Raw genomic sequence first — 23,431 nt, 5'->3', positions numbered from 1 at the left:
TGCGTACGGCGGGGTGCCGGGGGCCGTCAGCCCATGAACTTCTTGAATTCCTCGGGGAGTTCGAAGTTCTTCGGGTCCTGGTCGGCCTGCGGCAGACCGAGCGGGTTGCCCGCCTGGGCGGCCTCGCGGCGGGCGGCCGCGGCCTGCTCATCGGCCTTGCGCTTCATCGGGTTGCCGCTCTTGCGCTTGCCCTTGGCCTGCTTGACCTGCTTCTTCTTGCGGGCGCCGCCTCCCATGCCGGGCATCCCCGGCATGCCCGGCATCCCGGGCATGCCGCCCTGGGCCATCTTGGACATCATCTTGCGGGCGTCGAAGAACCGCTCGACCAGGTTCTTGACCGTGCTGACGTCGACGCCGGAACCGCGGGCGATACGGGCGCGGCGGGAGCCGTTGATGATCGTCGGGTCCTGGCGCTCGGCCGGCGTCATGGACTTGATGACGGCGGCGGTGCGGTCGACCTCGCGCTCGTCGAGGTTGTTGATCTGGTCCTTCATCTGCCCCATGCCGGGCAGCATGCCGAGCAGCTTGGAGATGGAGCCCATCTTCCTGACCTGCTCCATCTGGGCCAGGAAGTCGTCGAGCGTGAACTCCTTGGGGCCCTTCGCCAGCTTGGCCGCCATCTTCTCGGCCTCTTGCTGGCTGAAGGTCTGCTCGGCCTTCTCGATCAGGCTGAGCATGTCGCCCATGCCGAGGATGCGGGACGCCATGCGGTCCGGGTGGAACGCGTCGAAGTCGTCCAGCTTCTCGCCGTTGGAGGCGAACATGATCTGCTTGCCGGTGACGTGCGCGACGGAGAGCGCGGCACCACCGCGGGCGTCGCCGTCCAGCTTGGAGAGCACCACGCCGTCGAAGCCGACGCCGTCGCGGAACGCCTCGGCGGTGTTGACCGCGTCCTGGCCGATCATCGCGTCGACGACGAAGAGGACCTCGTCCGGGCCGACCGCGTCGCGGATGTCCGCGGCCTGCTGCATCATCTCGGCGTCGATGCCGAGGCGGCCTGCGGTGTCGACGATCACGACGTCGTGCTGCTTGGTCCGCGCGTGCTCGATCGAGTCCTTGGCGACCTGGACCGGGTCGCCGACGCCGTTGCCCGGCTCGGGGCCGTAGAAGGCGACGCCCGCGCGCTCGGAGACGACCTGGAGCTGGTTGACGGCGTTGGGGCGCTGGAGGTCGCAGGCGACCAGCAGCGGGGCGTGGCCCTGCCCCTTGAGCCAGCGGCCGAGCTTTCCGGCGAGGGTGGTCTTACCGGCACCCTGGAGACCGGCGAGCATGATCACGGTCGGCGGCTGCTTGGCGAAGCGGAGCCGGCGGGTCTCGCCGCCGAGGATGCCGATGAGCTCCTCGTTGACGATCTTGATGACCTGCTGGGCCGGGTTGAGCGCCTGGGAGACCTCGGAGCCGAGGGCGCGCTCCTTGACCTGCTTGATGAAGGCCCGGACGACGGGGAGGGCGACATCCGCCTCGAGCAGCGCGATGCGGATCTCGCGCGCCGTGGCGTCGATGTCCGCCTCGCTCAGGCGGCCCTTGCCCCGGAGGTTTTTGAAAGTACTCGCCAAGCGGTCGGAAAGCGTATCGAACACGGCGGTCGTCGATCCTCGGGGTCGGGGGCGGGTGCGGTCAGTCGGCTTCTAGGGTATCGGGCCCGGCAAGCGAACCGTTCCTGCCCTGTTTCCCGCCCGGTTACGGGGCGGGAAGGCCCGCCCGCTCCCCCGCCCCGGTCCGTGCGGCTACTGCAGCGCCGCCTCCACCGCCGCCGCGACCTCGTGGGCCGCCGCGTCGGTCAGGGGCGCGCCGTCGGTGCTGGTGACGTAGAAGGCGTCGACCGCGTCCGCGCCCAGGGTGCTGATGTGGGCGCTGCGGACGGCCACCCGGGCGGTCTCCAGGGCCCGGCCGATGCGGTGCAGCAGGCCGTGCGCGTCGTGGGCGCGGACCTCGATGACGGTGGCGGTGCGGGAGCTGCCGGCGACGACGGTGACCCGGGGTGGCGGGGCGTGTACGGCACGGGTCCGGCGGGCGTAGGCGCGTTCGCGTTCGGCGAGCCGGGCCGGGACGTCGAGGGAGCCGTCCAGGGCGCGGACCAGGTCGGCGCGGAGCCGGTCGGCCTCCGGCAGCGAGCCGTATTCGGCGGCCACCCGCCAGCTGAGCAGCAGCACCGGGCCGTCGCCGATCGGGTCCAGGAGTTGCAGGTCGGCGGCGCGCACGGCGAGCCGGTGCAGGGCCAGCACCCCGGCGGCGGCGGGCAGCACGCCCGGCTGGTCGGGGACGGCGATCAGCAGCTCGACGCCGACCGGTTCCGGGCCGTCCGCCGCGGGCGCGTCCTCGGCGGGGGGCTCGGCGCGGGTGCGCAGCGCGAGGACCGGGCCGCCGGTGCGTCCGGCCTCCATGGCCAGCCGTTCCTGTTCGGCGGTCGGCCCCTCGGCGCCGCGCGGTTCCGCCTCGGGTTCCCCGGCGAGCCGTGCCGCGACCCGTTTGACCAGGTCGGCGACGAGCCCGCCGCGCCAGGCGCTCCAGGCGGCGGGCCCGGTGGCCAGTGCGTCGGCCTCGGTGAGGGCGTGCAGGAGTTCCAGGGTGCGGGTGCTGCCGACCGCGTCGGCGACCGCGCCGACGGTCTCCGGGTCGTCCAGATCGCGCCGGGTGGCGGTCTCGACGAGCAGCAGGTGGTGGCGGACGAGGGTGGCGATCACCGCGGTGTCGCGGGCGTCGAAGCCGAGCCGGGCGGCCATGTCGCGGGCGATGGTCTCGCCGGCCACCGAGTGGTCGCCGGGCCAGCCCTTGCCGATGTCGTGCAGCAGCGCGGCGACCAGCAGCAGGTCGGGGCGGTGCACCCGGCGGGTGAGCGCGGCGGCCCGTACGGCGGTCTCGACCAGGTGGCGGTCGACGGTCCAGGTGTGGACGGGGTTGCGCTGCGGGCGGCAGCGGACCCGCTCCCAGTCGGGCAGCAGCCGGGTGATGACGCCCTCGGCCTCCAGCGCCTCCCATACGGGCACCGTGGGCGCGCCCGCGCCGAGCAGCGTGACCAGCTGTTCCGTGGCCTCGGCCGGCCAGGGCTCGGGCAGCGGCCGGCCGGCGAGGGCGGTGGCGCAGCGGCGGATCGCGGCGGTGGCGAGTGGCAGGCCGGCCTGGGCGGCGGCGGCCGCGGCGCGCAGGACCAGCACCGGGTCGCGTTCGGGGCGGGCGGTGCGGGCCAGTACCGCTTCGCCGTCGAGTTCGACGACGCCCTCGGCGAGCGGTGAGCGCTCCCCCTTGGCGGCGGTGCGGCCGGTCAGCAGGCCGCGCAGGACGGGCTTGACGGCGCGGGCGCGCAGCACCCGGCCGACCTCGCGCCAGGTGACGTCGGCGGCGTAGGAGACGGTGCGGGCGGCTTCGTAGGTCTGGCGGAGCAGGGCGTCCGCGTCGAGCACCCCGAGGGCGGCGGCGACCTGGTCCTGTTCCTGGAGGGAGAGCCGGTCGGTGGCGCGCCCGGTGGTGAGGTGGAGCGCGTCGCGGGTGTCGAGGAGGAGGGTGCGGGCGGCTTCCAGGCCGCCGCGGGGTGCGTCGGCGAGCCAGGAGGCGGCGACCGCCCGGAGTGCGGTGGCGTCGCGCAGCCCGCCCCTGGCCTCCTTGAGGTCCGGTTCGAGGAGGTACTGCAGTTCGCCCTGGCGCTCGGCGCGCTCCTGGCACAGGGCGTGCAGCTCCGGCAGCCGCTTGGGGGCGCTCTCGCGCCAGTCGGCGTACGCCGCGGAGCGCAACCGGGCGCTCAGTTCCGCGTCGCCGGCCAGATGGCGGGCGTCGAGCAGCCCCAGTTGCACCTTGAGGTCGTCGCGGGCGGCCCGGCGGGCCTCGGCGGGGGTGCGGACGGAGTGGTCGAGGGCCATGCCGAGGTCCCAGACGGGGTACCAGAGCCGGTCGGCGAGCGCGGCCAGGGCGCGCGGGTCGGCGCGTCCGTCGTGGAGCAGGAGCAGATCGAGGTCGCTGCGGGGGGAGAGTTCGCCGCGGCCGTAGCCGCCGACCGCGACCAGTGCGGTGCCGGACAGGCCGGCGGCGGTGGCGTGCCGGGTCAGCAGGCCGGCCAGCCACTCGTCGGTGAGCCGGGCGAGGGCGGCGCGGCGGTCGGGTCCGGTGGTCTGCTCGTCCTGGAGGAGCCGCACCCGGGCCGCGGGGTACCCGCCGCCGTCCGCGGGCCCGCCGTCCCCTCGGGGTGCTGCGGCCGGTCCTGTCGTGCCCTCGACGCTGTCGGTCAACTCGCGCGCTCCTTGGTCGTGTTGTCCCCCGCCTGCCCCGTGGCCCCCGCCGTACGCCGGGGCCGCTGCCCCGCGTGTCCTCGGCCCGCCCCGTATGCCCGGGCGGGCGGCCCTCCGCCGCGCGGGCGGCGGACGGCCGGCCGTCCCGGGTGCGTCAGAGCGCGTCCGGCCCCCGCTCGCCGGTGCGGACGCGCACCGCGTCGTCGACCGGGATGCTCCAGACCTTGCCGTCGCCGATCTTTCCGGTGCGGGCCGCCTTGACGACGATGTCGACGAGTTCCTCGGCGTCCGCGTCCTCGACGAGCACCTCGATCCGGATCTTGGGCACCAGGTCGACGGTGTACTCGGCGCCGCGGTACACCTCCGTGTGCCCGCGCTGCCGGCCGTAGCCGCTGGCCTCGGTGACGGTCAGGCCGTGCACCCCGAAGGCCTGCAGGGCGTTCTTCACCTCGTCCAGCCGGTGCGGCTTGATTACTGCCGTGATGAGCTTCACGCGTCCACCTTCTTCGTCAGGGCCTCGCCGAGTGCCGGTCCCTTGCGGGCCGCGGTACCGCCGCCCGCGCCGGTGAAGTCGTACGCGGTCTCCGCGTGCGCGGCCTGGTCGATACCGGAGATCTCCTCGTCCTCGCTGACCCGGAAGCCCATCACCAGGTCGATGACCTTGGCAAGGAGGTAGCTGACCACGAGGGAGTAGAGGAGTACGCAGACCACTCCGACGGTCTGCTTGCCGAGCTGTTCGAAGCCGCCGCCGTAGAACAGGCCCTTGGCCTTGCTCTGCACTCCGCCGGTGGCGAACAGGCCGATCAGCAGGGAGCCGGTGACTCCGCCGACGAGGTGCACGCCGATCACGTCGAGGGAGTCGTCGTAGCCGAACTTGTACTTCAGGTTGACGGCCATCGCGCACAGCACACCGGCGATCACGCCGACCGCGATGGCGCCCAGCGGGCTGACGCAGCCGCAGGCCGGGGTGATGGCGACCAGTCCGGCGACCGCGCCGGAGGCCGCGCCGAGGGTGGTGAAGGAGCCGTGCCGGAGCTTTTCGTACGCGAGCCAGCCGAGCATCGCGGCGGCGGTGGCGACCTGGGTGTTGACGAAGGCGACCGCGCCGACGCCGTCGTCGTTGCCGAGCCAGGAGCCGGCGTTGAAGCCGAACCAGCCGAACCACAGCAGGCCGGCGCCGAGCATCACCAGCGGCAGGCTGTGCGGCCGCATCGGGTCCTTCTTGAAGCCGATCCGCTTGCCGACGACGAGGATGACGCCGAGCGCCGCGGCACCGGCGTTGATGTGGACGGCCGTGCCGCCGGCGAAGTCGATCACGCCCAGGTCGAACAGCCAGCCGCCCTCGGCCCAGACCCAGTGGGCGACGGGGAAGTAGACGACGGTCACCCACAGGGCGATGAACAGCGCCCAGGCGGTGAACTTCACCCGGTCCGCGAGCGCACCGCTGATCAGCGCGGGCGTGATGATCGCGAACATCAGCTGGAAGACCGCGAAGACGTAGACCGGGATGGTGGTGGCCCCCCACAGCTGGGTCAGGCCGATGCCGCTGAGGCCGGCGAACGAGCCGTTCCAGCCGAGGAAGCCGCCGGCGTCGTTGCCGAAGGCGAGGCCGAAGCCGTACAGGACCCACAAGATCGTGACGATGCCCAGGCTGATGAAGCTCATCATCAGCATGTTGAGCACGCTCTTGACCCGGACCATGCCGCCGTAGAAGAAGGCGAGCCCGGGGGTCATGATCATCACCAGTGCGGAGCAGATCAGCATGAACCCGGTGTTGGCCGGGCTGAGCGTCACCTTGTCTGCCGCGATCGTCAGGATGCCTGGGGGCATCGGCGTCTCCTCGTCGTCGATGCGGCCCGTGCGGGCGTGTTTCTGGTGGGCCGACTTCGCGATGAGGTTGTCGCAGGGTGGTTTCGGCCAAACCTTGCCGGTGTTTCACCGCAGTGACGAACACCGCCGCAGTGTTACGCCCCGGTGAACTCCGCGGTCGGCCCCGCATTCACCCGTTCAGCCGTAAGAAACGCGCCACGCACCGCACCCCTCCCCCGAGCAGGCCGGCGCCACGGGCAACCGCGTCCACGGGAGCGGCGCCGGCCTGGGCGCACAGGCAAACCCGGCCGCGGTCCGCCGCCCGCGTGACCTGGCAGGGGGGAGCCGAGTCGGGGTGTACGGGGCGGTGGCCGCGGCCGGTGTTCTGGGGGCGGGGCCGGTCAGACGGCCTCCGCGGTTTCCGGGAGGGAGCGGGCGAGGTCGTCGCTGAGCCGGATGATCTCGGCGACCTCGCCGAATTCCCGGGCGGCGGTGTCCACGGTCTTCCGCAGCCGGGTGTTGACCCGCTCGGAGCGGACCTGCCGGGCGAACGGGATGGCCTTCTGCGCCATCTCCGCGCAGGCCACCGGCTCCTTCTGCAGCAGCCGTACGGTCGCCATCCCGATGAGGTTGAGCGCGTAGGACCGCTGGTGCTCGGGGTCCTTGCCGAACAGCTCCACGGCCCGCGCCATGACGGGCTCGGCGAGCGAGGCGTACGTGGGGCTGCGGCCGGCGACGTAGGCCAGGTCGCGGTAGGAGTGGGCGTTCTCCGCGTTCAGCTCGGCCTCGGAGAAGAAGCGGATCCAGTCCGGCTCGGGCTCGCCGGGCGTGACGTCGGAGAAGGTGTCCTCGGCCATCCGCACGGCCCGCTTGACCTTGCTGGGCTGGCCCATCCCGGCGTAGGCGCGGGCCTCCATCGCATACAACATGGCCTGGGTGCGCGGGGTGGCGGTCTCCCGGCTGCCGTACTGGGCGAGGTGGATGAGCTCCAGGGCGTCGTCGGGCCGGCCGAGATGGATCATCTGGCGGCTCATGCTGGAGAGGATGTACGAGCCCAGCGGGCGGTCGCCGGCCTCCTTGGCGGCGTGCAGCGCCAGCACGAAGTACTTCTGCGCGGTCGGCTGCAGCCCGATGTCGTAGCTCATCCAGCCGGCCAGCTCGGCGAGCTCGGCGGCGACCTTGAAGAGCCGCTTGGTGACCGGCTCCGGGTGCGTCTCCTGGAGGAGGTCGGTGACCTCGTGGAGCTGGCCGACGACGGCCTTGCGTCGCAGTCCGCCGCCGCACTGGGCGTCCCACTGGCGGAACATCGCGGTGGTCGCCTCCAGCAGGTCCAGCTCGGGCTTGGAGAGCCGGACCGGCCGCCGGGCGCGGTCCGGCTGCGGGTCGGCGCCGCCCGGGGACACCGGGACCGGCACCAGCCAGCGCTGCATCGGCTCGATGAGACTGGGTCCGGCGGCGAGCATGAGCGAGGTGCCGAGGAAGCCGCGGCGGGCGAGCATCAGGTCGCTGCGGGAGAACTCGCTGATGAGGTTGACCGTTTGGGTCCCGGCCCAGGGGAGGTCCACGCCGGAGACGGACGGCGACTGGTGCGCCGAGCGCAGGCCCAGCTCCTCGATGCCGACGACGCAGCCGAAGCGCTCGGAGAACAGCTCCGACAGGATCCGGGGGATGGGCTCGCGCGGCTGCTCGCCGTCGAGCCACCGGCGCACCCGGGAGGTGTCGGTGCTGATGTGGTGTGCGCCCATCTGCCGTGCGCGGCGGTTGACCTGGCGGGCGAGCTCGCCCTTGGACCAGCCGCTGCGCATGAACCACGAACCCAACTGCGCGTTGGGCTTCTTGACGGCGTCGGTGCCGCCCGTGCCGCCGTTGCCGCCCACTGGAAGCCCCCATCCCGATTGCTGCTTGGTGCCTGGTGCGTGCTTGGTGCGTTGCCTGCTGCCTGGTGCCGTTGTGCGAACCGCCCCCAGGCGGCGGTCAGTTGCGACGCCTGTCCGGGGTACATCTACCCGATCACGGATTCCGGCCACACCTTTTGGCCTGTGCTCGACCGGTGCGTTGCCACCGGCATACCCGTGCGAACGATGCCTCTCCCGGGTTCAGACACTGAAAGTAATCCTACGATCACGCCCCCCGCGAGGGCGATCGCGGAAACGCCACCATTCGCCACCCCTTCGAATGAACTCCGGGCGCTGCTCTCGCGATTGACTTGACACAGGTCGAGCACGTCCGGGCGGAACGAAGCACGCAGCGGCTCCCGCGGCACTGCGCACCACCCGGCGCACCACGGCACACCACCGGCCCCGCGGGCCGTGGACGGAGCGTGAAGGACGCCCGTCGTCAACCCACCGACTCGTAACCACTGCCAGGCACCACCCGTTGGAGGGGGTATGGGCTTCACGATCGGCGGTATCCGGGAGAGGCGTTCCGTCTCCCGGCGCCGCGCCCGCTCGACCGAGATCACGGCGGTGGCGGAGTACACCGGGCTGTGGGGCTGGGACGTCGTGCCCGGCGCCCGGGCGGCCCGCACCGCCGGCGGCCGTCCGGACTGTTCGTGCGGCGCACCCGAGTGCCCCGCGCCCGGTGCCCATCCGCTGGAGTTCGCCGGAGAGCTGGCGGCCGGGGCCACGCTGGAGAAGGCCGCCGCGGCCTGGGCGGAGACCCCGGGGGCCGCGGTCCTGCTTCCGGTGGGCCGGTCCTTCGACGTGCTCGACGTACCGGAGGCCGCGGGCCGCCATGCGCTGGCGCGGCTGGAGCGGATGGGGCTGCCGCTCGGCCCGGTCGCGCTGACCCCGACCGGCCGGGCGCTGTTCTTCGTCGCCCCGGGTGCGGCCGCCGAGCTCCCCGATCTGCTCTACCGGACGGGCTGGGACGACGCCGCGCTCGATCTGCGGGCACTCGGCCCCGGGGCCCATGTCACCGCGCCGCCGTCCGACCACGGCGGGCTGGGCCCGATGCGCTGGCTGCGCCCGCCGGCCCTGGAGACCGCGGGCCGGCCCCCGCAGGCCCGGCTGGTGCTGGGGACGCTGGCCTATGTGTGCCACCGCGCGCCGCTGTACGGCTGAGCCGCGGCGGCCGGCGCGCAGCGGCATCCGGTGCGGGCCGGGCATGCGGAGCGCCCCGGTGCGGCCGGCCGAGGAGCCGGGCCCGCGTACCGGGGCGCTGCGAGGTCCGCACGGACGGGCGCGCTAGTCGCCGATAAGCGCATCCACGAACGCCTTCGGCTCGAACGGCGCCAGGTCGTCCGCGCCCTCGCCCAGGCCGACCAGCTTGACCGGGACGCCCAGCTCGCGCTGGACGGCGACGATGATGCCGCCCTTGGCGGTGCCGTCGAGCTTGGTGAGGACCACGCCGGTGATGTCCACGACCTCGGCGAAGACCCGGGCCTGGACCAGGCCGTTCTGGCCGGTGGTGGCGTCCAGGACGAGCAGCACCTCGCCGACCGGGCCGTGCTTCTCGACGACCCGCTTGACCTTGCCGAGCTCGTCCATCAGGCCGGTCTTGGTGTGCAGCCGGCCGGCGGTGTCGATCAGGACGACGTCGGCGGCTTCGGCGATGCCTTCCTTGACCGCGTCGTAGGCGACGGAGGCCGGGTCGCCGGCCTCGGGGCCGCGGACCGTACGGGCGCCGACCCGCTCGCCCCAGGTCTGCAGCTGGTCGGCGGCGGCGGCGCGGAAGGTGTCGGCGGCGCCGAGGACGACGGACTTGCCGTCGGCGACCAGGACCCGGGCGAGCTTGCCGGTGGTGGTGGTCTTGCCGGTGCCGTTGACGCCGACGACCATCACGACGCCGGGGATCTCGTCGCCGCCGTTGCCGATGCCGTTGGCGGTGTGGACGGTCCGGTCGAGGTCCGGGCCGATCAGCGCGAGCAGTTCCTCGCGGAGGAGTTCGCGCAGGTCGTCGGGGGTGCGGGTGCCGAGGACCTTGACCCGCTCGCGCAGCCGCTCGACGAGCTCCTGGGTGGGGGCGACGCCGACGTCGGCGGTGAGGAGGATGTCCTCGACCTCTTCCCAGGTGTCCTCGTCGAGGTGCTCGCGGGAGAGGAGGTTCAGCAGGCCCTTGCCGAGGGTGTTCTGCGAGCGGGAGAGCCGGGCGCGCAGCCGGACCAGCCGGCCGGCGGTGGGCTCGGGGACCTCGACGGGGGGCGCGGCGGGCGCCTCGGGCTCGGCGGCCGGTGCCTCGGCCGCGGGGGCCTCGGCGGTGGGCAGCGTGACGTCCTCGACGGTGCGACGTTCTTCGTCGCTGGGGGCTTCGGCCTCCTCGCCGACGTGCGGTTCGGCGGGGGGCGCGGTGACGGAGGGCTGGGGGGTGGCCGGCGGGGGCGGCGGCAGCTGCTTCTTCTTGCGGCCGCTGACGACGAGCCCGCTGATCGCGCCGAGCACGACCACGGCGATGACTACAGCAAGGATGACGTATTCCATAACCCCTCCAGTATCAGTCACGCCCCGTCTGCGGGGGCCTCCCGCGCCGCATCCCGGCTCCCGTCCGGACCGGCCCACAGGCTGGTCGCCGGGGTCCGACTGGACGCTTCGACGAGTGTGGGTGACACTCGTCGTCGTTGAGGGATCCAACGGTGCAGAGTGGCAGAAGTTGGATCAAAGTACGATGGTGGACGGCCGCGCAACGCGCGTAGAGTCCTGGCAACCACACACTCTGGCCAGGCACCACAGCCGCTGCCTGCACCTCCTCCCCCGGGGGTGCCCCCCAGATCCCCGCACGGAGATAGCTGCACCTATGGGCACCAGCACCACGTCCACGTCCCGTCCCGAAACCGAAGGCGCCGTCGAGACCCGCGGCATCGAGCCCGTCCCGGACCATGAGCGCCGTGGACGCGTCCGCGAGCTGTTCCCGACCTGGGTCGCCGCCAACATCAGCGTGTTGTTGCTCACCATGGGGGCCTCGCTGGTGATCAACAACAGCCTGAACTTCTGGCAGGTGCTGATCGTCGCCGCGATCGCCTCCGCCGTCTCGTTCGGCATGGTCGGGCTGCTGTCGGTCTCCGGCAAGTGGGGCGGCGCCCCGGGCGCGATGCTCTCGCGGGCCGCCTTCGGCGTGCGGGGCAACTACTTCCCGGGCGCGATCCTGTGGGTCGCCCGCTTCGGCTGGGAGACGATCAACGCGGTCACCGGCGCGTACGCCATCCTGACCGTGCTGCACCTGGTCTTCGGCATCGAAGCCAACAACGTCCTGGTCGTCGTGACCCTGCTGGCCTTCGTCGCCTGCACGTTCCTGGTGAGCGGCATGGGCCGCAAGGCGCTGAACGTGTGCAACAAGTACTCGACGTACCTGTTCAGCGCGATCAGCGTGGTCGTGCTGGTCTACCTGGTCGCCACCGCGCCGTGGAGCTCGATCCTGCACAAGTCGCCGGGCTCGACCACCCTGATGATCGCGGGCATCGGCACCATCGCCGCCGGCGGCATCAGCTGGGTCCCCACCGGCCCGGACTTCGCGCGCTACCTCCCGCACTCCGCCTCCGGCAAGAAGATCGTCGGCACGACCATCTCCGGCGCGGCGCTGGTGCTGATCCCGATGGTGCTCCTGGGCGGCGTGATGGCGGTCTCCAACCCGGAGCTGGCCAGCCAGAACACCGACCCGATGTCCTTCCTCGGGCAGGTCCTGCCGCGGGCCATCGCGATCCCGTACCTGATCACCGCGCTGATCGGCATGATGCTGATCAACAGCCTGTCGATGTACTCGGCCGGTTTCACCGCGCAGACCATGGGCGTCAAGCTGCCGCGCGCCCTGGCGGTCAGCATCAACGCCGCCATCAGCCTGATCGGCGGGCTGTTCATGATGCTGGTGGCCAAGGACTTCATCGGGCAGTTCATCGCCTTCCTGACGCTGCTCGCGGTCTCCTTCTCCGCCTGGATCGGCGTCTACGGCGTCGACATGTTCCGCCGCCGCAAGCTCGCGGTGCGCTACGACTCCGCCGGCCTGATGGACACCGGCCGCACCAGCCGCTACTGGTACGCCGGCGGCTTCTGCTGGCAGGCCATGACCGCCTGGGCGGTGGCGCTGATCGCCGGCCTGTGCTTCACCAAGGTGCAGTGGTTCACCGGCCCGCTGGCGACCACCTGGATCGGCGAGAACGGCCTGGGCTGGGCGGCCACGATCGCGATCGCTGCGGTGGTCTTCGCGGTCCTCCCGGCGGCGAAGGAGTCCGTCCCGGCGGCCGGCGCGGAGGCGCCGGCCGAGGCCCGGCAGCGGGCCGAGGTGAGCTGAGCCGCCGGCCTCGCGGCGGGCCGCGGGAACGCTCCTGCCCCCTGGTCACCTGACGCCACGTCAGCTAACGTCCCCTTCGCCAACCGTCCTTGGCGAAGGGGACGTTGCCATGTCCGCTGCCCTGTCCGATGCCACGCCCGGCGCCACGTCCGACACCGCGCCCGGTGCCGCACCCGGTGTCCGGCCCGCCCCGACCGCACCGCCCGCCCGGCCCGTCACGGTCCTGCGCATCAACCTCGTCGACCCGGCGCCCACCGCCGCCTCGCTCGCCGCCCGCTACCGGGCCGCCGTCGAGATGGCCGCCTTCGCCGACGACCGCGGCATCACCATGGTCCAGACCGAGGAGCACCACGCCACCGACAACGGCTGGATGCCCTCGCCGCTCACCTTCGCGGGCGCCGTCTTCGGAGCCACCCGCCGGATCGGTGTGACGGTCTCCGCGCTGATCACCCCGCTGCACGACCCGCTCCGGCTCGCCGAGGACCTCGCCTCGCTCGACCTGATCAGCGGCGGCCGGCTGGTCACCGTCGCGGGCATCGGCTACCGGCCCGAGGAGTACGCGGCGCACGGCAAGGACTGGGCCGGCCGCGGCGCGCTCCAGGACGAGGTGCTCGGCACCCTGCTGTCCGCCTGGACCGGCGAACCGTTCAGCTACCGGGGGCGTACGGTCCGGGTCACCCCGCGCCCGTTCACCCGGCCGCACCCGCTGCTGCTGATCGGCGGCAGCTCACGGGCCGCGGCCCGCCGCGCCGCCCGGCTGGGCCTCCCCTTCTTCCCCAGCGCCCGCCTGCCCGGGCTGGAGGCGTACTACCACGAGCAGCGCGCCGTCCACGGCACCGAAGGCTGGGTACTGCAGCCCCCCGAGCGGACCTGCCTGCTGCACGTCTCCGAGGACCCGGACCGCACCTGGGCCGAGTACGGCGACCACCTGCTGCACGAGGCGCGGACCTACGCCTCCTGGCAGTCCGCGGGCATCCGGTCCGCGGTCCGTTCGGCGGCGACGGACCCGGAGGCGCTGCGCAAGGAGGGCGTCTACCGCATCGTCACCCCGGACGAGTGCCTCACCCTGGCCCAACAGAGCAGCACCCAGGGCTCGTTGATCCTCCACCCCCTGTGCGGCGGCATGCCGGTCGACGAGGCCTGGCGCTCCCTGCACCTCTTCGCGGAGCGCGTGCTGACTCGGCTTTGATCCCCACGTACCTGGCCGTCTCGCCGCGGGGGTTGCTCGCCGTTGCGCTTTGCGGCGCCTCCCACGTAGCTGTCTGCGACGCCGCGGGTCGTCTCGCCGTTGCGCTTTGCGGCGCCCCGCACGTACCCGTCTGCTGCGCCGCGGGTCGTCTCGCCGTTGCGCTTTGCGGCGCCCCGCACGTACCCGTCTGCTGCGCCGCGGGTCGTCTCGCCGTTGCGCTTTGCGGCGCCCCGCACGTGGCTGTCTGCGACGCCGCGGATCGTCTCGCCGTTGCGCTTTGCGGCGCCCCGCACGTAGCTGTCTGTCCCGCCGCGGGGCTCGCTCGCCGTTGCGCCTGCGGCGGGCTGGGTTTGTGGTGGGTGCGGTGACGGACCTCCGGGGCCGGTTGTGTGGACTGCTGACGCTTTACGTCCACACAACCGGCCCCTCCGGCCCGTCCCCTCCCGTGAGGGGGAGTGTGCGGGTGAGTGGGGGCGCGCGTTGTGGCACGTACACCTGACGTCGCCGGTCAGCGGGAATAGCTCCGCCCGCGTGTCCGGTTGTGGCCCCGCAGGGGGCCCTCGCGACCCTTACGGGATCTGTTCGACCAACCCCTACGGGTCCGCAGGCCCCCTTGTACCCCCAACGCCCACCCCCACCGCCCTCTTCCCACTCCCTCAACGGGAGGGGACGGGCCGGAGGGGCCGGTGTTTGGGACGTAAAGCGTCAGCAGTCCCAAACACCGGCCCCGGAGGTCCGTCACCGCACCCACCACAAACCCAGCCCGCCGCAGGCGCAACGGCGAGACGACCCGCGGCGGGACGGCCAAGTACGTACGGGGCGCCGCCAAGCGCGCAACGGCGACCAATCCCCGCGCCGCCGCAGACAGCTACGTGCGGGGGCGCCGCAAAGCGCAACGGCGAGAAACAACCGCGGCGGGACGGCCAGGTACGCGGGGCCGAGCCAAGCGGAGCGCCCCGCGGCGGGACGGCCAGGTACGTGCGGGGCACGCGAAGCGCAGCGGACCGTCAAACCCGCCCATGCGCCCGGCGGGCCCGGCGGGACAGGGAGTCGATGACTACGGCGAGCAGTAGTACTCCGCCGGTGATCATGAACTGGACGGCGGTCTGGATGCCCATCAGGGCCACCCCGGAGGCGATCGACTGGATGACCAGGACACCGAGCAGTGCGGACCAGGTCCGGCCGCGGCCGCCGAAGAGGCTGGTGCCGCCGATGACCGCGGCGGCGATCGCGTCCATCAGCAGATTGCCGGAGCCCGCGGTCTGGGTGGCCGAGGTGACCCGGGAGGCCAGGAACAGCCCGCCGATCGCGGCCATCGTGCCCGAGACCATGAACACCGAGATCCGCACCAGGTCCACGTTGATACCGGTGCGGCGGGCGGCCTCCACGCTGCCGCCCAGCGCGAAGATCATGCGCCCGTACGGCGTCCGGCGCAGCACCTGGTCGAGACCGACCAGGAAGCCCAGGAAGATCAGCAGGGCCAGCGGCAGGCCCTGGAACTGGTTGAGCACGAACGCCGCGGCCAGCGAGACGGCCGCCAGCACTCCGGTGCGCAGCACGATCTCGCCGAGTGGCCTGGCCGGTACCCCGGCGGCCCGGCGGCGCCGGACGTCCTGGTAGGAGGCGAGGAAGTAGCCGGCCGTCCCGAGCGCCGCCAGGCCGTACGCGGCCACCACCGGGGTGAAGTAATAGCCGGTCAGCTGGGCGAGCAGGCCCTGGTCGTCGAGGTTGATGGTGCCGGCGGAGCCGAGGATGTAGAGCATCAGCCCGTTCCAGCCCAGCAGTCCGGCGAGGGTGACCACGAACGCGGGTACCCCGACCTTCGCGAAGAAGAAGCCCTGCACGGCCCCGATCACGGTGCCGGCGAGGACGGCCAGGACCAGCGCGAGTCCTTCCGGGAGGCCCTGGTTGACGTTGAGCACCGCGAATCCGGCCGCGGCCAGACCGCTCACCGAGCCGACCGACAGGTCGATCTCGCCGAGCAGCAGCACGAACACCACTCCGGTCGAGATCAGGCCGATGCCGGCGATGTCCACGCTCAGGTTGGACAGGTTGCGCGGCGAGAGGAAGTTCTCGTTGAGGCTCTCGAAGATGATCCACACCACCAGCAGCCCGAGCACGACCGGGACCGAGCCCAGTTCCCCGCTGTGGAACCGGCGCCGGAGGGCCGCGAGCGGGTTCCGCCCGGCCCGCTCCGGCGCCGGCCGGGTGCGGCGTACCGCCTCCGCGCCGTCCCGTTGCCGGGTCATCGCTCCGCCTCCCAGTGCGCCGCGCGGCGGGTGACCGCGTTGTCGGTGGCCCCGGTGATGGAGGAGATGATCTGTTCGTGGGACGTGGTGGTCACGTCGAAGAAGCCGTTGTTGCGGCCCAGCCGGAGCACCGCGATCCAGTCCGCGACGGCCTTGACGTCGCCCATGTTGTGGCTGATCAGCAGCACCCCGAGGCCGCGTTCCCGCAACTGCTCGACGAGGTCGAGGACCTGGGCGGTCTGTTCGATGCCCAGCGACGCGGTCGGCTCGTCCAGCAGTACCAGCCGCGGCTCGCCCAGCATCGAGCGGGAGATGGCGACGGTCTGCCGCTGGCCGCCGGACAGCGAGGCCACCGGGAGCCGGACGCTGGGCAGCCGGATGGCGAGGGTGTCGAGCAGGCCGAGCGTGACCCGCTCCATCTCCACCTCGTCGAGCAGCCCGGCCCGGCGGATCTCCCGGCCGAGGAAGAGGTTGCCGACCACGTCGAGGTTGTCGCACAGCGCGAGGTCCTGGTACACGGTGGCGATGCCCAGGTCCTGGGCCTCGTGCGGCCGGGTGATCTGCACCGGCCGGCCCTGCCACTCGACGGTGCCCTCGTCCGCCGGGTCGACCCCGGCGATCACCTTGATCAGGGTGGACTTGCCGGCCCCGTTGTCACCGACGAGCGCCACGACCTGACCGGCGCGGACCTCCAGGTCGACGTCCGCGAGGGCCTGCACGGCGCCGAACCGCTTGAAGATGCCGCGCAGCGCCAGCAGCGGAGGTGCGGACATGGGTACCTGCCTTAGCTGGTGAGCCCCGCCTTCCGGCAGGCGGAGGCGTACTTGGGGGTGCAGATCTGGTCGATGGTGTACATACCGTTCTTGACCACGGTGTCCTTGATGTTCGCCGCGGTCACCTCGATGGGTGTGAGCAGCACGGCCGGTATGTCGTGCAGGGTGGGGCTGTTGATCCGGTGGGGGGCCAGGCGGCCGAGCCGCTCACCGCGCCCCAGGGCGACCGCCATCGCGGCCGCGGCGTCGGCCTCGGGCTTGAAGGGCTTGAGGACGGTCATGATCTGTTCGCCCTGGAGGATGCGCTGAATGGCGGGCAGTTCGGCGTCCTGGCCGGTGATCGGCGGCAGCGGAGAGATCTTGGCGGCCTTCAGCGCGGAGATGATGCCGGCGGCGAGACTGTCGTTGGCGGAGTAGACCCCGTTGATGTGGTCGGCGCCGAGTGCCGCGATCGCGGCGGTCATGTTGCCGTTGGCGGCCTCCGGACGCCAGTCGGCCGTGTCGTACGACTTCCCGATCCGCACCTTGCCCCGGAGGACGGACAGCGCACCGCGTTTGAACCACGCGGAGTTGGGGTCGGTGGCCGCGCCGTTCATCATCACGATCTGCGCGCGGCGCGCGTTCGGGCCGAGTGCCCGCAGCAGCGCCTCGGCCTGCAACCGGCCGACCTTCGCGCCGTCGAACGACACGTACCCCGAGACCGGCCCCTCGGCCAGCCGGTCGTAGGCGACGACCGGGATGCCGGCCCGGTGCGCGTCCTCGACCGAGGAGCGCAGCGACCGGGAGTCGGTGGCGTCGAGGATCAGCACGTCGACCCGCTTGGTGATCATCGCGTCCATCTGCTGCTGCTGGGTGGCGACGTCGTGCTGGGCGCTGACGGTCTCCACCGTGCACCCGCGGCACAGCTGGTGGATCCGCTGCTCGATCAGCGGCTTGTCGAAGTGGTAGAAGCGAGAGGTGCTGTCCGGCAGGAGCACCCCGATCCGCAGGGCGCCGGGGGAGGAGGCCGTCCGGTGCCCGCCGCCGGCCTCGCCGCAGGCCGCCGGGCCGGCCAGCAGTCCCAGCGCGGCCAGCGCCACGACGGCCCTGCGCAGGCGCCCGGTCACCACGCCGGGCCCCCTTCACCGGCCTGGGCGGCCTCGATCCGCTCGTCCGGCTGCAGGCTGATCTCGCTCCACACCTGCTTTCCGCCGCTCAGCGGCACCGAGCCCCACGACGCCGACATCGCCTCGACGAGCAGCAGCCCGCGGCCGCCGGTCGCCTCCCAGTCCACGCTGGCCGGCTTGACCGGGGCCCGTGGCGAGGCGTCGTTGACCGCGATCCGCAGCCGGTCGGCGGCCAGCGTCAGATCCAGCCGGACCTCGCCCTGGGTGTGCGCGATGGCGTTGGTGACCAGCTCGGACACCACCAGCAGCGCCACGTCCATCTCCTCGGTCACGCCCCACGTGCGCAGCGTGCGGCCGGTGAAACGGCGGGCGTGCATCACCGCGTCGGGCAGCCGCCACACCGCCCAGTGGGCCCGGGTCGGGCGGACCCGCATGCCGTCGTAGCGCAGGACGAGCACCGCCACGTCGTCGTCCCGCCGCTTGGCGCTGCCCAGCAGTTCGTCGGCGACCCGCCCGGCGTCGGCCGGATCGGCGGCCGCGAGTACCTCGCACACCCGGCGCATCCCGTCCTCCAGGGGGAGGCTGGCCGATTCGGCCAGGCCGTCGGTGAGCAGCACCAGCAGCGTGCCGGGCGTCAGCCCGACCTCGGTCAGCGGGAACTCGCCCTCGGCGGCGACCCCCAGCGGCGGCCCGCCCTCGACGGTCAGCTCCTCGGTCCGGCCGTCCGGGTGCCGCAGTACCGGCGGCAGGTGCCCGGCCCGCACGAACCAGGCGATGCCCTCCTCCATGTCGAGGTCCACGTAGGCGCAGGTGGCGAAGAGGTCGGTCTCCATGCCGAGCAGCAGCCGGTTGGCGTGCGCGATCACCACGTCCGGCGGGTGGCCCTCCACCGCGTACGCCCGGATCGCGGTGCGCATCTGGCCCATGATGGTGGCGGCGCCCGCGCTGTGCCCCTCGACGTCCCCGATCACCAGCGCCACATGGCCGTCGGAGAGCGGGATGACGTCGTACCAGTCACCGCCCACCTCCAGGCCCATGGTGGCCGGCAGGTAGCGGACCGCGGTGACCCCGCCGGCCAGCGTCGGCAGGGTGCGGGGCAGCAGGCTGCGCTGGAGCATGGTGGCGAGCTCATGGCCGGCGTCCAGTGCGTGCGCGCGGACCAGGGCCTGGCCGACCAGCCCCGCGGTCGCGGTCAGCAGCGACCTTTCCTCGGGCCCGAACCGGTGCTCGGTGTCCCAGCCGAGCAGGCACACGCCGACCACCCGGCCCTCGGCCGGCAGCGGCAGGAGGGCCAGCCCGCCCGGGCCGATGTCCGCGAGCCCCGGTTCCAGTTCCGCCCCCCGGGGCCACAGCGCCACATGGCCGCCCCGCAGGACGCCCTCCAGCGTAGGCAGGGCGTGACACGAGGCGTCGGGCCATTCGGTGCGCCATTCGCGCTGCCAGCTCGCGGGCCAGAACTCCGGCTCGGGGGGATCGAGGACGGTGACCACGAGCCGGTCGGCCTCCAGCTCGGCGACCCCGATCCGGCTGGCGGCCAGCGGCGGCCGCAGCACGTCGACCACCGCCCGGCTGACCTCCCGGATGGTGGTCGCACCGGCCAGCGCGGTCGACAGCCGCTGCACGACGGACACCTCGTCGGCGCTGGGACGCAGGTACGAGGCGTCGGCGACCACCCCGAGCATCCGCTCCGGCACCCCGTCGGCGTCGTACCGCACCCGGCAGCGCAGGCTCAGCCAGCGCAGTTCGCCGTTGGGGCGGCGGATCCGGAAGGACAGTTGCTGTCCGGAGACGGGCAGCCCGCCCGGTTCCACGATCGACATCAGCGCCGGAACGTCGTCCGGCGCGGTCCGCTCCAGCAGCGTCTCGACCCGCCGGTCGAACTCCTGTTGTTGGATCCCGAACAGCTCCAGCACCAGGGCGTCCGCGTCGATCCGGCCGGTGCGCAGCACCAGTGTGAAGGCGCCGCCGCGCAGGGTGCCCAGGCCGGGGCCGAGCAGCGACTGCCGCTCGGTGCGCGCCATGACCCGGGCGGCCACCGCCTCCAGCCCGGCGGCCACCTGGTCGGCGTGCAGCTCCAACAGGTGCCTCCGGTCCTCGTCGAAGGCGTGCGCCGCCTGGTCGACGACGACGAGGCAGCCCAGCCGTCTGGTGTCGTCGCCCAGCGGCAGCGCCCCGAGCGAGACCTCGCCGTGCTCGTCGAGTTCGGCGGCGCCCACCCACTGCGGCCGGCCGGTGCGGAAGGCCGCGGCGACCGGGGAGTTGCCGGCCACGTCGTAGCTGGCCGGCAGTCCGAAGCGGACGCCGGAGCCTCCCACCATCTCGGCCAGGTGGAGTTCGCCGTCCCCTTCGGCCGGGACATAGACGGCGGTCAGCTCGGCCCCGGACGACCCGAGGACCCGCGTGGTCACTGCCTGCACCGCCTCCGTACGCGGAGGGAAGCCGTTGTCGTACGCCACGGTTGCCGTATCCGCCCTCGGGGCCAGGGCTCCACCCCGCCGCCATTTCATCGGATATGCCGTAATTTACCGCTTTGCTTCCATGGTGCGGCATTCGGCGAGGCCGGAGCCAGTCGGCGTCCGCGCTGCTGCACCCCGGCACGGTGTGTGACCGAAGGCCGGGCCCCCGCCCGGTCAGGCGGGCACCAGCACCGCCGCGCCCCGCACCCGGCCCGCGGCCAGGTCGGTCAGCGCCTGCGGGGCCCGGGCGAGCGCATACGGACTGGCGGTGACCTGGATGCCGATCCGGGCCGCGGTCCGCAGGAACTCCTCGCCGTCCTGGCGGGTGTTGGAGGCCACGCTGCGCAGATCGCGCTCGTGGAAGAGGTGGCGTTGATAGTCGAGCACCGGGATGTCGGTGAGGTGGATCCCGGCGATGGCGAGCGTGCCCGACCGGTCCAGCGCCTCCAGTGCCACCGGCACCAGGTCGCCCACCGGCGCGAAGAGGACCGCCGCGTCCAGCGGCTCGGGCGGCCGGTCGTACGCGTCGCGGGCCGAGGTCGCCCCCAGGTCGAGGGCGAGTTGACGGGCCGCCGCCGTCCGGGTCAGCACATGGACCCGGGCCCCCTCGGCCAGCGCGACCTGCGCGGCCAGATGCGCCGAGGCCCCGAACCCGTAGATGCCGAGCCGGCCACCCGGCGGCAGCGCGCTGCGGCGCAGTGCCCGGTAGCCGATGATCCCGGCACACAGCAGCGGCGCCAGCTGCACGGCGCTCTGGTCCTCCGGGAGCGGATAGGCGTAGTCCGCGGGGACCAGGGCGGCCTCGGCGAACCCGCCGTCGGCGTCCCAGCCGGTGTACCGGGAGGCCGGGCAGAGGTTCTCGCGGCCGGCCCGGCAGTAACGGCAGCCCCCGCAGGTGCCGCGCAGCCAGGCCCCACCCGCCCGGTCACCGATCCGGAACCGGCCGACCGCCGCTCCCGTGGCGACGACCCGGCCGACGATCTCGTGCCCCGGTACGGTCGACGGGCGGCGCGGCGGCAGGTCCCCTTCGGCCAGATGGAGATCCGTACGGCAGACCCCGCACGCCTCGACCCGCAGCAGCAGATCGCCGGGACCCGGCGCGGGAACGGGCCGCCGCACCGCCACCAGCGGCCCCGAGGCCACCGGGCCGGGCCGCCCGACGGCCCAGGCGGACGCCAGTTCCGGGCCGGAGACCGGCGCCGGGGCTCCGGCCGTGTGTGCGGCCATGCGTCCAGCATCGCGCCGGGCAGGGAGGCGGACAAACGGGAGCGGAGCGCGCCGCGCGGCGCCGGCGGGCGGGCCCCGGGGCACGCCCGCACCCGGCCGACGTACCTCGACACGCCGGCCTCGTTGCCCGCCTCACCTCGTGAGGAGGGGGCACCCGCCTCGCCTCGTCAGGAGGGAGAGGCGCTCCGCCCGTCGGCCGGGCCGGGCCGGTCCTTCTGGCCGGTCCGGCCCTTCTGGCGGAAGCGAAGGGCGCGCAGCAGCGCGATCAGCGGCCGACGGCGCTCGCGGACGGCCGGGGTGCTGCCCGGCGCGTCCGCCGCATCCGCCGCATCCGGGGCAACCGGCGCCGGCTCGGCCGGGCCGCCCGACGGCGGCCGGTCGGGCGGCGGCGAGCTGTCCGGGGGAGGGGTCTTCGGCTGGGGGACGGTGCGCGAGGCCTCGGCGGGATGAGCGCGCCCAGGGCCCCGAAGATGTCGCGGGGCATACCGGTTCTCCTGCGGTGCCGGACCTGTGAGCGGATGACGGCAGGCCGCGCCCCGGTGGCCCGCCGACGGGCGGGGCGGGCAGGCGCGGCCGGGCCCGGTCAGCAGCGCAGAACGGTCACGCCCCCGGCAGGCGCGGCGGCGGCGGAGGTGCGGACGGCACCGGACGCCGGGACGCCGCTCGCGGTACGGGCGGCCGCCGCCGGTGACGCCCCGAGCGCCTTGCCGGCCGCCCCGGTCGGGACAGGGTGGCGCAGGTGGCAGACCGACCCCTCGCACCGGTGGCGGACGCCGCTGCCCGGATGCCGGTGGTCGCCGTCGGCGGAGGCCAGTACCGGTGCCCGCGCGGCGCACGGCCGCTCGGCCGGAGCGGACGCGACGGGGGCCGCGGCACGGGTGGCGCAGGCCCCGGCAGCGGCACCGGCCGGCGGTGCCTCCGGGGAGCCCGGGGCGAACGCCGCGTGCAGCAAGGCCAGCAGAGCGATCAGGAGCAGCACGCGCCGGCCCCGTGTCGCCGCGGAGCGGCCGGTGCTGACGGTGTCCCGCATACGGATCTCCCCACGCTCTTCAGGAAGGGATCCCCGGTACAACATCGGGGCACTCCGGAGAGACCGGAAAGAGCCCCGCATTCCACCCGTTCCGGCTACCGCCCGTACGTATGCCCATCAATCGGACAGGTCGCCGCGGGTTTCGGCGGCTCGGGCAAGGGCGTGGACGCGGGGCGCCCTAGTTGTCCGCCGCGGCCCGCTCGAAGTGGTGCGTGAACCGCTCCAGGGGCTCGCCGTCGAGGCTCCACGGCCAGGGCGTGGCGATGCCCTTGGTGGCCCGCAGGGTGATGGCCGCCTCGGTCATCCGGGCGGACTTGATCAGCGCGTAAGCCAGGACGTTCAGGTCCGCCACGGCCTGGGCGTGGTGCAGATAGCCGGGCGCCGGCCAGTACCGGGCCGCCTGGTCGAGGGCCCGGACGGCATCCGGGCGGCGCCAGATCTCCCCCGCGCCCAGGGCGGACAGCCCACCGGTGGCCACCGCCCGCTGATGGGCGCGGACCAGCGCGGTCAGCTCCAGGCCGGCGGCGGGGGCGTCCGGCGGCATGCTGTTGCGGACACCGTCGAGCAGGTCCAGCACCAAGGCGCTGGATCCGCACTCGTCGGGCGAGAGATAGCCCAGGGCCTGGAGGTGCGCCTCGCGGTTCCAGGGGTCGCGGGCCTTGATCTCGCGCCAGATCGCCGACAGTTCCTGCGAGGGGCGGCGCTCCAGCCGCAGCACGGCCAGCTGCAGGGTCCACGGCGTGGGATCGGCCGGCGCCAGATCGGCCGCGATCCGGCAGGTCTCCCGGGTCTCGGCCAGATCGACGGCGGAGCCCGGCTCGCGGGCCCGGAGGAGATCGGACCAGGCGTGCAGCAGCAGGGCGCCCGGGTCGCGCGGGCTGTGCCGCCGCCAGATGCCGGGCAGCCCGCGGCCGGCCGATGCGGCCAGCACCGCCAGCCGGTGTGCCCTGCGGTCCCAGTCCTCGCCCGCGTCGTCGAGCAGCTGCCCCATCGTGGCCATCACGGCGGTGTCCAGCGAGCCGCGGGACCAGGCGGTCTCGACGCGCTTCCGGGTCCGGCCCAGGGTGACGTCGTCGAGTTCCGGGGCCATCCGGGGAACGTTGTCCTTGCGGCGTCTGAAGACGGGCATCGTCGTGGGCTGGCCTTCCGAGCG

General features: G+C 73.4%; 16 protein-coding genes. 3 read left to right on the top strand and 13 right to left on the bottom strand.

What is annotated here, in order from left to right:
• Positions 1 to 26: 26 nt before the first annotated feature.
• The 5 genes from ffh to ACGF4C_RS15140 all read right to left on the bottom strand — a co-directional run bounded on the left by ffh (position 27) and on the right by ACGF4C_RS15140 (position 7,906).
• Positions 27 to 1,580, bottom strand: a complete 1,554-nt coding sequence (ffh, locus tag ACGF4C_RS15160; RefSeq protein ID WP_393566476.1) for a signal recognition particle protein — start codon at positions 1,578 to 1,580, stop codon at positions 27 to 29.
• 147 nt (positions 1,581 to 1,727) lie between these two features.
• On the bottom strand, positions 1,728 to 4,220 hold the full coding sequence (locus ACGF4C_RS15155; RefSeq protein ID WP_393566474.1) for a [protein-PII] uridylyltransferase: 2,493 nt from the start codon (positions 4,218 to 4,220) through the stop codon (positions 1,728 to 1,730).
• Positions 4,221 to 4,374: 154 nt separating this feature from the next.
• Positions 4,375 to 4,713, bottom strand: a complete 339-nt coding sequence (locus ACGF4C_RS15150; protein WP_030802420.1) for a P-II family nitrogen regulator — start codon at positions 4,711 to 4,713, stop codon at positions 4,375 to 4,377.
• Positions 4,710 to 6,050, bottom strand: coding sequence for an ammonium transporter (locus tag ACGF4C_RS15145; protein ID WP_393566472.1), 1,341 nt, complete (start codon positions 6,048 to 6,050; stop codon positions 4,710 to 4,712). The genes ACGF4C_RS15150 and ACGF4C_RS15145 overlap by 4 nt, the downstream gene beginning before the upstream one ends.
• 380 nt (positions 6,051 to 6,430) lie before the next feature.
• On the bottom strand, positions 6,431 to 7,906 hold the full coding sequence (locus tag ACGF4C_RS15140; RefSeq protein WP_393566470.1) for a hypothetical protein: 1,476 nt from the start codon (positions 7,904 to 7,906) through the stop codon (positions 6,431 to 6,433).
• Between the two features lie 510 nt (positions 7,907 to 8,416).
• On the opposite strand from ACGF4C_RS15140, the gene ACGF4C_RS15135 reads away from it, so the two are divergent.
• Positions 8,417 to 9,091, top strand: coding sequence for a bifunctional DNA primase/polymerase (locus ACGF4C_RS15135; protein ID WP_393566468.1), 675 nt, complete (start codon positions 8,417 to 8,419; stop codon positions 9,089 to 9,091).
• A 123-nt stretch (positions 9,092 to 9,214) separates the two neighbouring features.
• Here ACGF4C_RS15135 and ftsY read toward each other — a convergent pair whose 3' ends face one another.
• Positions 9,215 to 10,447 carry a signal recognition particle-docking protein FtsY gene (ftsY, locus tag ACGF4C_RS15130; RefSeq protein WP_030802412.1) on the bottom strand — a complete coding sequence of 411 codons (1,233 nt, stop codon included), beginning with the start codon at positions 10,445 to 10,447 and terminating at the stop codon, positions 9,215 to 9,217.
• A 313-nt stretch (positions 10,448 to 10,760) separates the two neighbouring features.
• On the opposite strand from ftsY, the gene ACGF4C_RS15125 reads away from it, so the two are divergent.
• Positions 10,761 to 12,248 (top strand): purine-cytosine permease family protein, encoded by a 1,488-nt coding sequence (locus tag ACGF4C_RS15125; protein WP_393566465.1) that lies wholly within the window; start codon positions 10,761 to 10,763, stop codon positions 12,246 to 12,248.
• A gap of 109 nt (positions 12,249 to 12,357) precedes the next feature.
• Complete coding sequence (locus ACGF4C_RS15120) at positions 12,358 to 13,437, top strand: LLM class flavin-dependent oxidoreductase (protein WP_393566463.1); 1,080 nt, start codon at positions 12,358 to 12,360, stop codon at positions 13,435 to 13,437.
• Positions 13,438 to 14,444: 1,007 nt separating this feature from the next.
• On the opposite strand, the gene ACGF4C_RS15115 is transcribed toward ACGF4C_RS15120, so the two are convergent.
• The 7 genes from ACGF4C_RS15115 to ACGF4C_RS15085 all read right to left on the bottom strand — a co-directional run bounded on the left by ACGF4C_RS15115 (position 14,445) and on the right by ACGF4C_RS15085 (position 23,407).
• A complete protein-coding gene (locus tag ACGF4C_RS15115; RefSeq protein WP_393566461.1) occupies positions 14,445 to 15,686 on the bottom strand; it encodes a sugar ABC transporter permease in 1,242 nt (413 codons plus the stop codon).
• Positions 15,683 to 16,459, bottom strand: coding sequence for an ATP-binding cassette domain-containing protein (locus ACGF4C_RS15110; protein ID WP_393566459.1), 777 nt, complete (start codon positions 16,457 to 16,459; stop codon positions 15,683 to 15,685). The genes ACGF4C_RS15115 and ACGF4C_RS15110 overlap by 4 nt, the downstream gene beginning before the upstream one ends.
• Positions 16,460 to 16,470: 11 nt before the next feature.
• The gene (locus tag ACGF4C_RS15105; protein ID WP_393566606.1) at positions 16,471 to 17,565 is read right to left on the bottom strand and encodes a sugar ABC transporter substrate-binding protein; all 1,095 of its coding nucleotides are present in this window, start codon (positions 17,563 to 17,565) and stop codon (positions 16,471 to 16,473) included.
• On the bottom strand, positions 17,562 to 19,973 hold the full coding sequence (locus tag ACGF4C_RS15100; RefSeq protein ID WP_393566604.1) for a SpoIIE family protein phosphatase: 2,412 nt from the start codon (positions 19,971 to 19,973) through the stop codon (positions 17,562 to 17,564). Before ACGF4C_RS15100 ends, ACGF4C_RS15105 begins: the two co-directional genes overlap by 4 nt.
• 222 nt (positions 19,974 to 20,195) lie before the next feature.
• Positions 20,196 to 21,248, bottom strand: a complete 1,053-nt coding sequence (locus ACGF4C_RS15095) for a zinc-dependent alcohol dehydrogenase family protein (RefSeq protein ID WP_393566457.1) — start codon at positions 21,246 to 21,248, stop codon at positions 20,196 to 20,198.
• A gap of 583 nt (positions 21,249 to 21,831) precedes the next feature.
• Positions 21,832 to 22,278, bottom strand: a complete 447-nt coding sequence (locus ACGF4C_RS15090; protein WP_393566455.1) for a hypothetical protein — start codon at positions 22,276 to 22,278, stop codon at positions 21,832 to 21,834.
• Between the two features lie 178 nt (positions 22,279 to 22,456).
• Entirely contained in the window at positions 22,457 to 23,407 is a 951-nt protein-coding gene (locus ACGF4C_RS15085; RefSeq protein WP_393566453.1) for a hypothetical protein, read from the bottom strand.
• Positions 23,408 to 23,431 lie beyond the last annotated feature (24 nt).

Source organism: Streptomyces sp. NPDC048197 (genome assembly GCF_043202395.1).
GTDB classification, from domain to species: domain Bacteria; phylum Actinomycetota; class Actinomycetes; order Streptomycetales; family Streptomycetaceae; genus Streptomyces; species Streptomyces siderophoricus.
The sequence above is the reverse complement of the archived record's forward strand: the minus strand, read 5'-3'. Positions and strand labels throughout refer to the sequence as shown.

What these genes read in the sequence shown, in the direction of transcription:
- ACGF4C_RS15085 (WP_393566453.1), bottom strand. Translation starts at nt 23,407, where the DNA reads ATGCCCGTCTTCAGACGCCGCAAGGACAACGTTCCCCGGATGGCCCCG.
- ACGF4C_RS15125 (WP_393566465.1), top strand. Translation starts at nt 10,761, where the DNA reads ATGGGCACCAGCACCACGTCCACGTCCCGTCCCGAAACCGAAGGCGCC.
- ACGF4C_RS15110 (WP_393566459.1), bottom strand. Translation starts at nt 16,459, where the DNA reads ATGTCCGCACCTCCGCTGCTGGCGCTGCGCGGCATCTTCAAGCGGTTC.
- ACGF4C_RS15095 (WP_393566457.1), bottom strand. Translation starts at nt 21,248, where the DNA reads ATGGCCGCACACACGGCCGGAGCCCCGGCGCCGGTCTCCGGCCCGGAA.
- ACGF4C_RS15135 (WP_393566468.1), top strand. Translation starts at nt 8,417, where the DNA reads ATGGGCTTCACGATCGGCGGTATCCGGGAGAGGCGTTCCGTCTCCCGG.
- ACGF4C_RS15090 (WP_393566455.1), bottom strand. Translation starts at nt 22,278, where the DNA reads ATGCGGGACACCGTCAGCACCGGCCGCTCCGCGGCGACACGGGGCCGG.
- ACGF4C_RS15115 (WP_393566461.1), bottom strand. Translation starts at nt 15,686, where the DNA reads ATGACCCGGCAACGGGACGGCGCGGAGGCGGTACGCCGCACCCGGCCG.
- ACGF4C_RS15145 (WP_393566472.1), bottom strand. Translation starts at nt 6,050, where the DNA reads ATGCCCCCAGGCATCCTGACGATCGCGGCAGACAAGGTGACGCTCAGC.
- ftsY (WP_030802412.1), bottom strand. Translation starts at nt 10,447, where the DNA reads ATGGAATACGTCATCCTTGCTGTAGTCATCGCCGTGGTCGTGCTCGGC.
- ACGF4C_RS15120 (WP_393566463.1), top strand. Translation starts at nt 12,358, where the DNA reads ATGTCCGCTGCCCTGTCCGATGCCACGCCCGGCGCCACGTCCGACACC.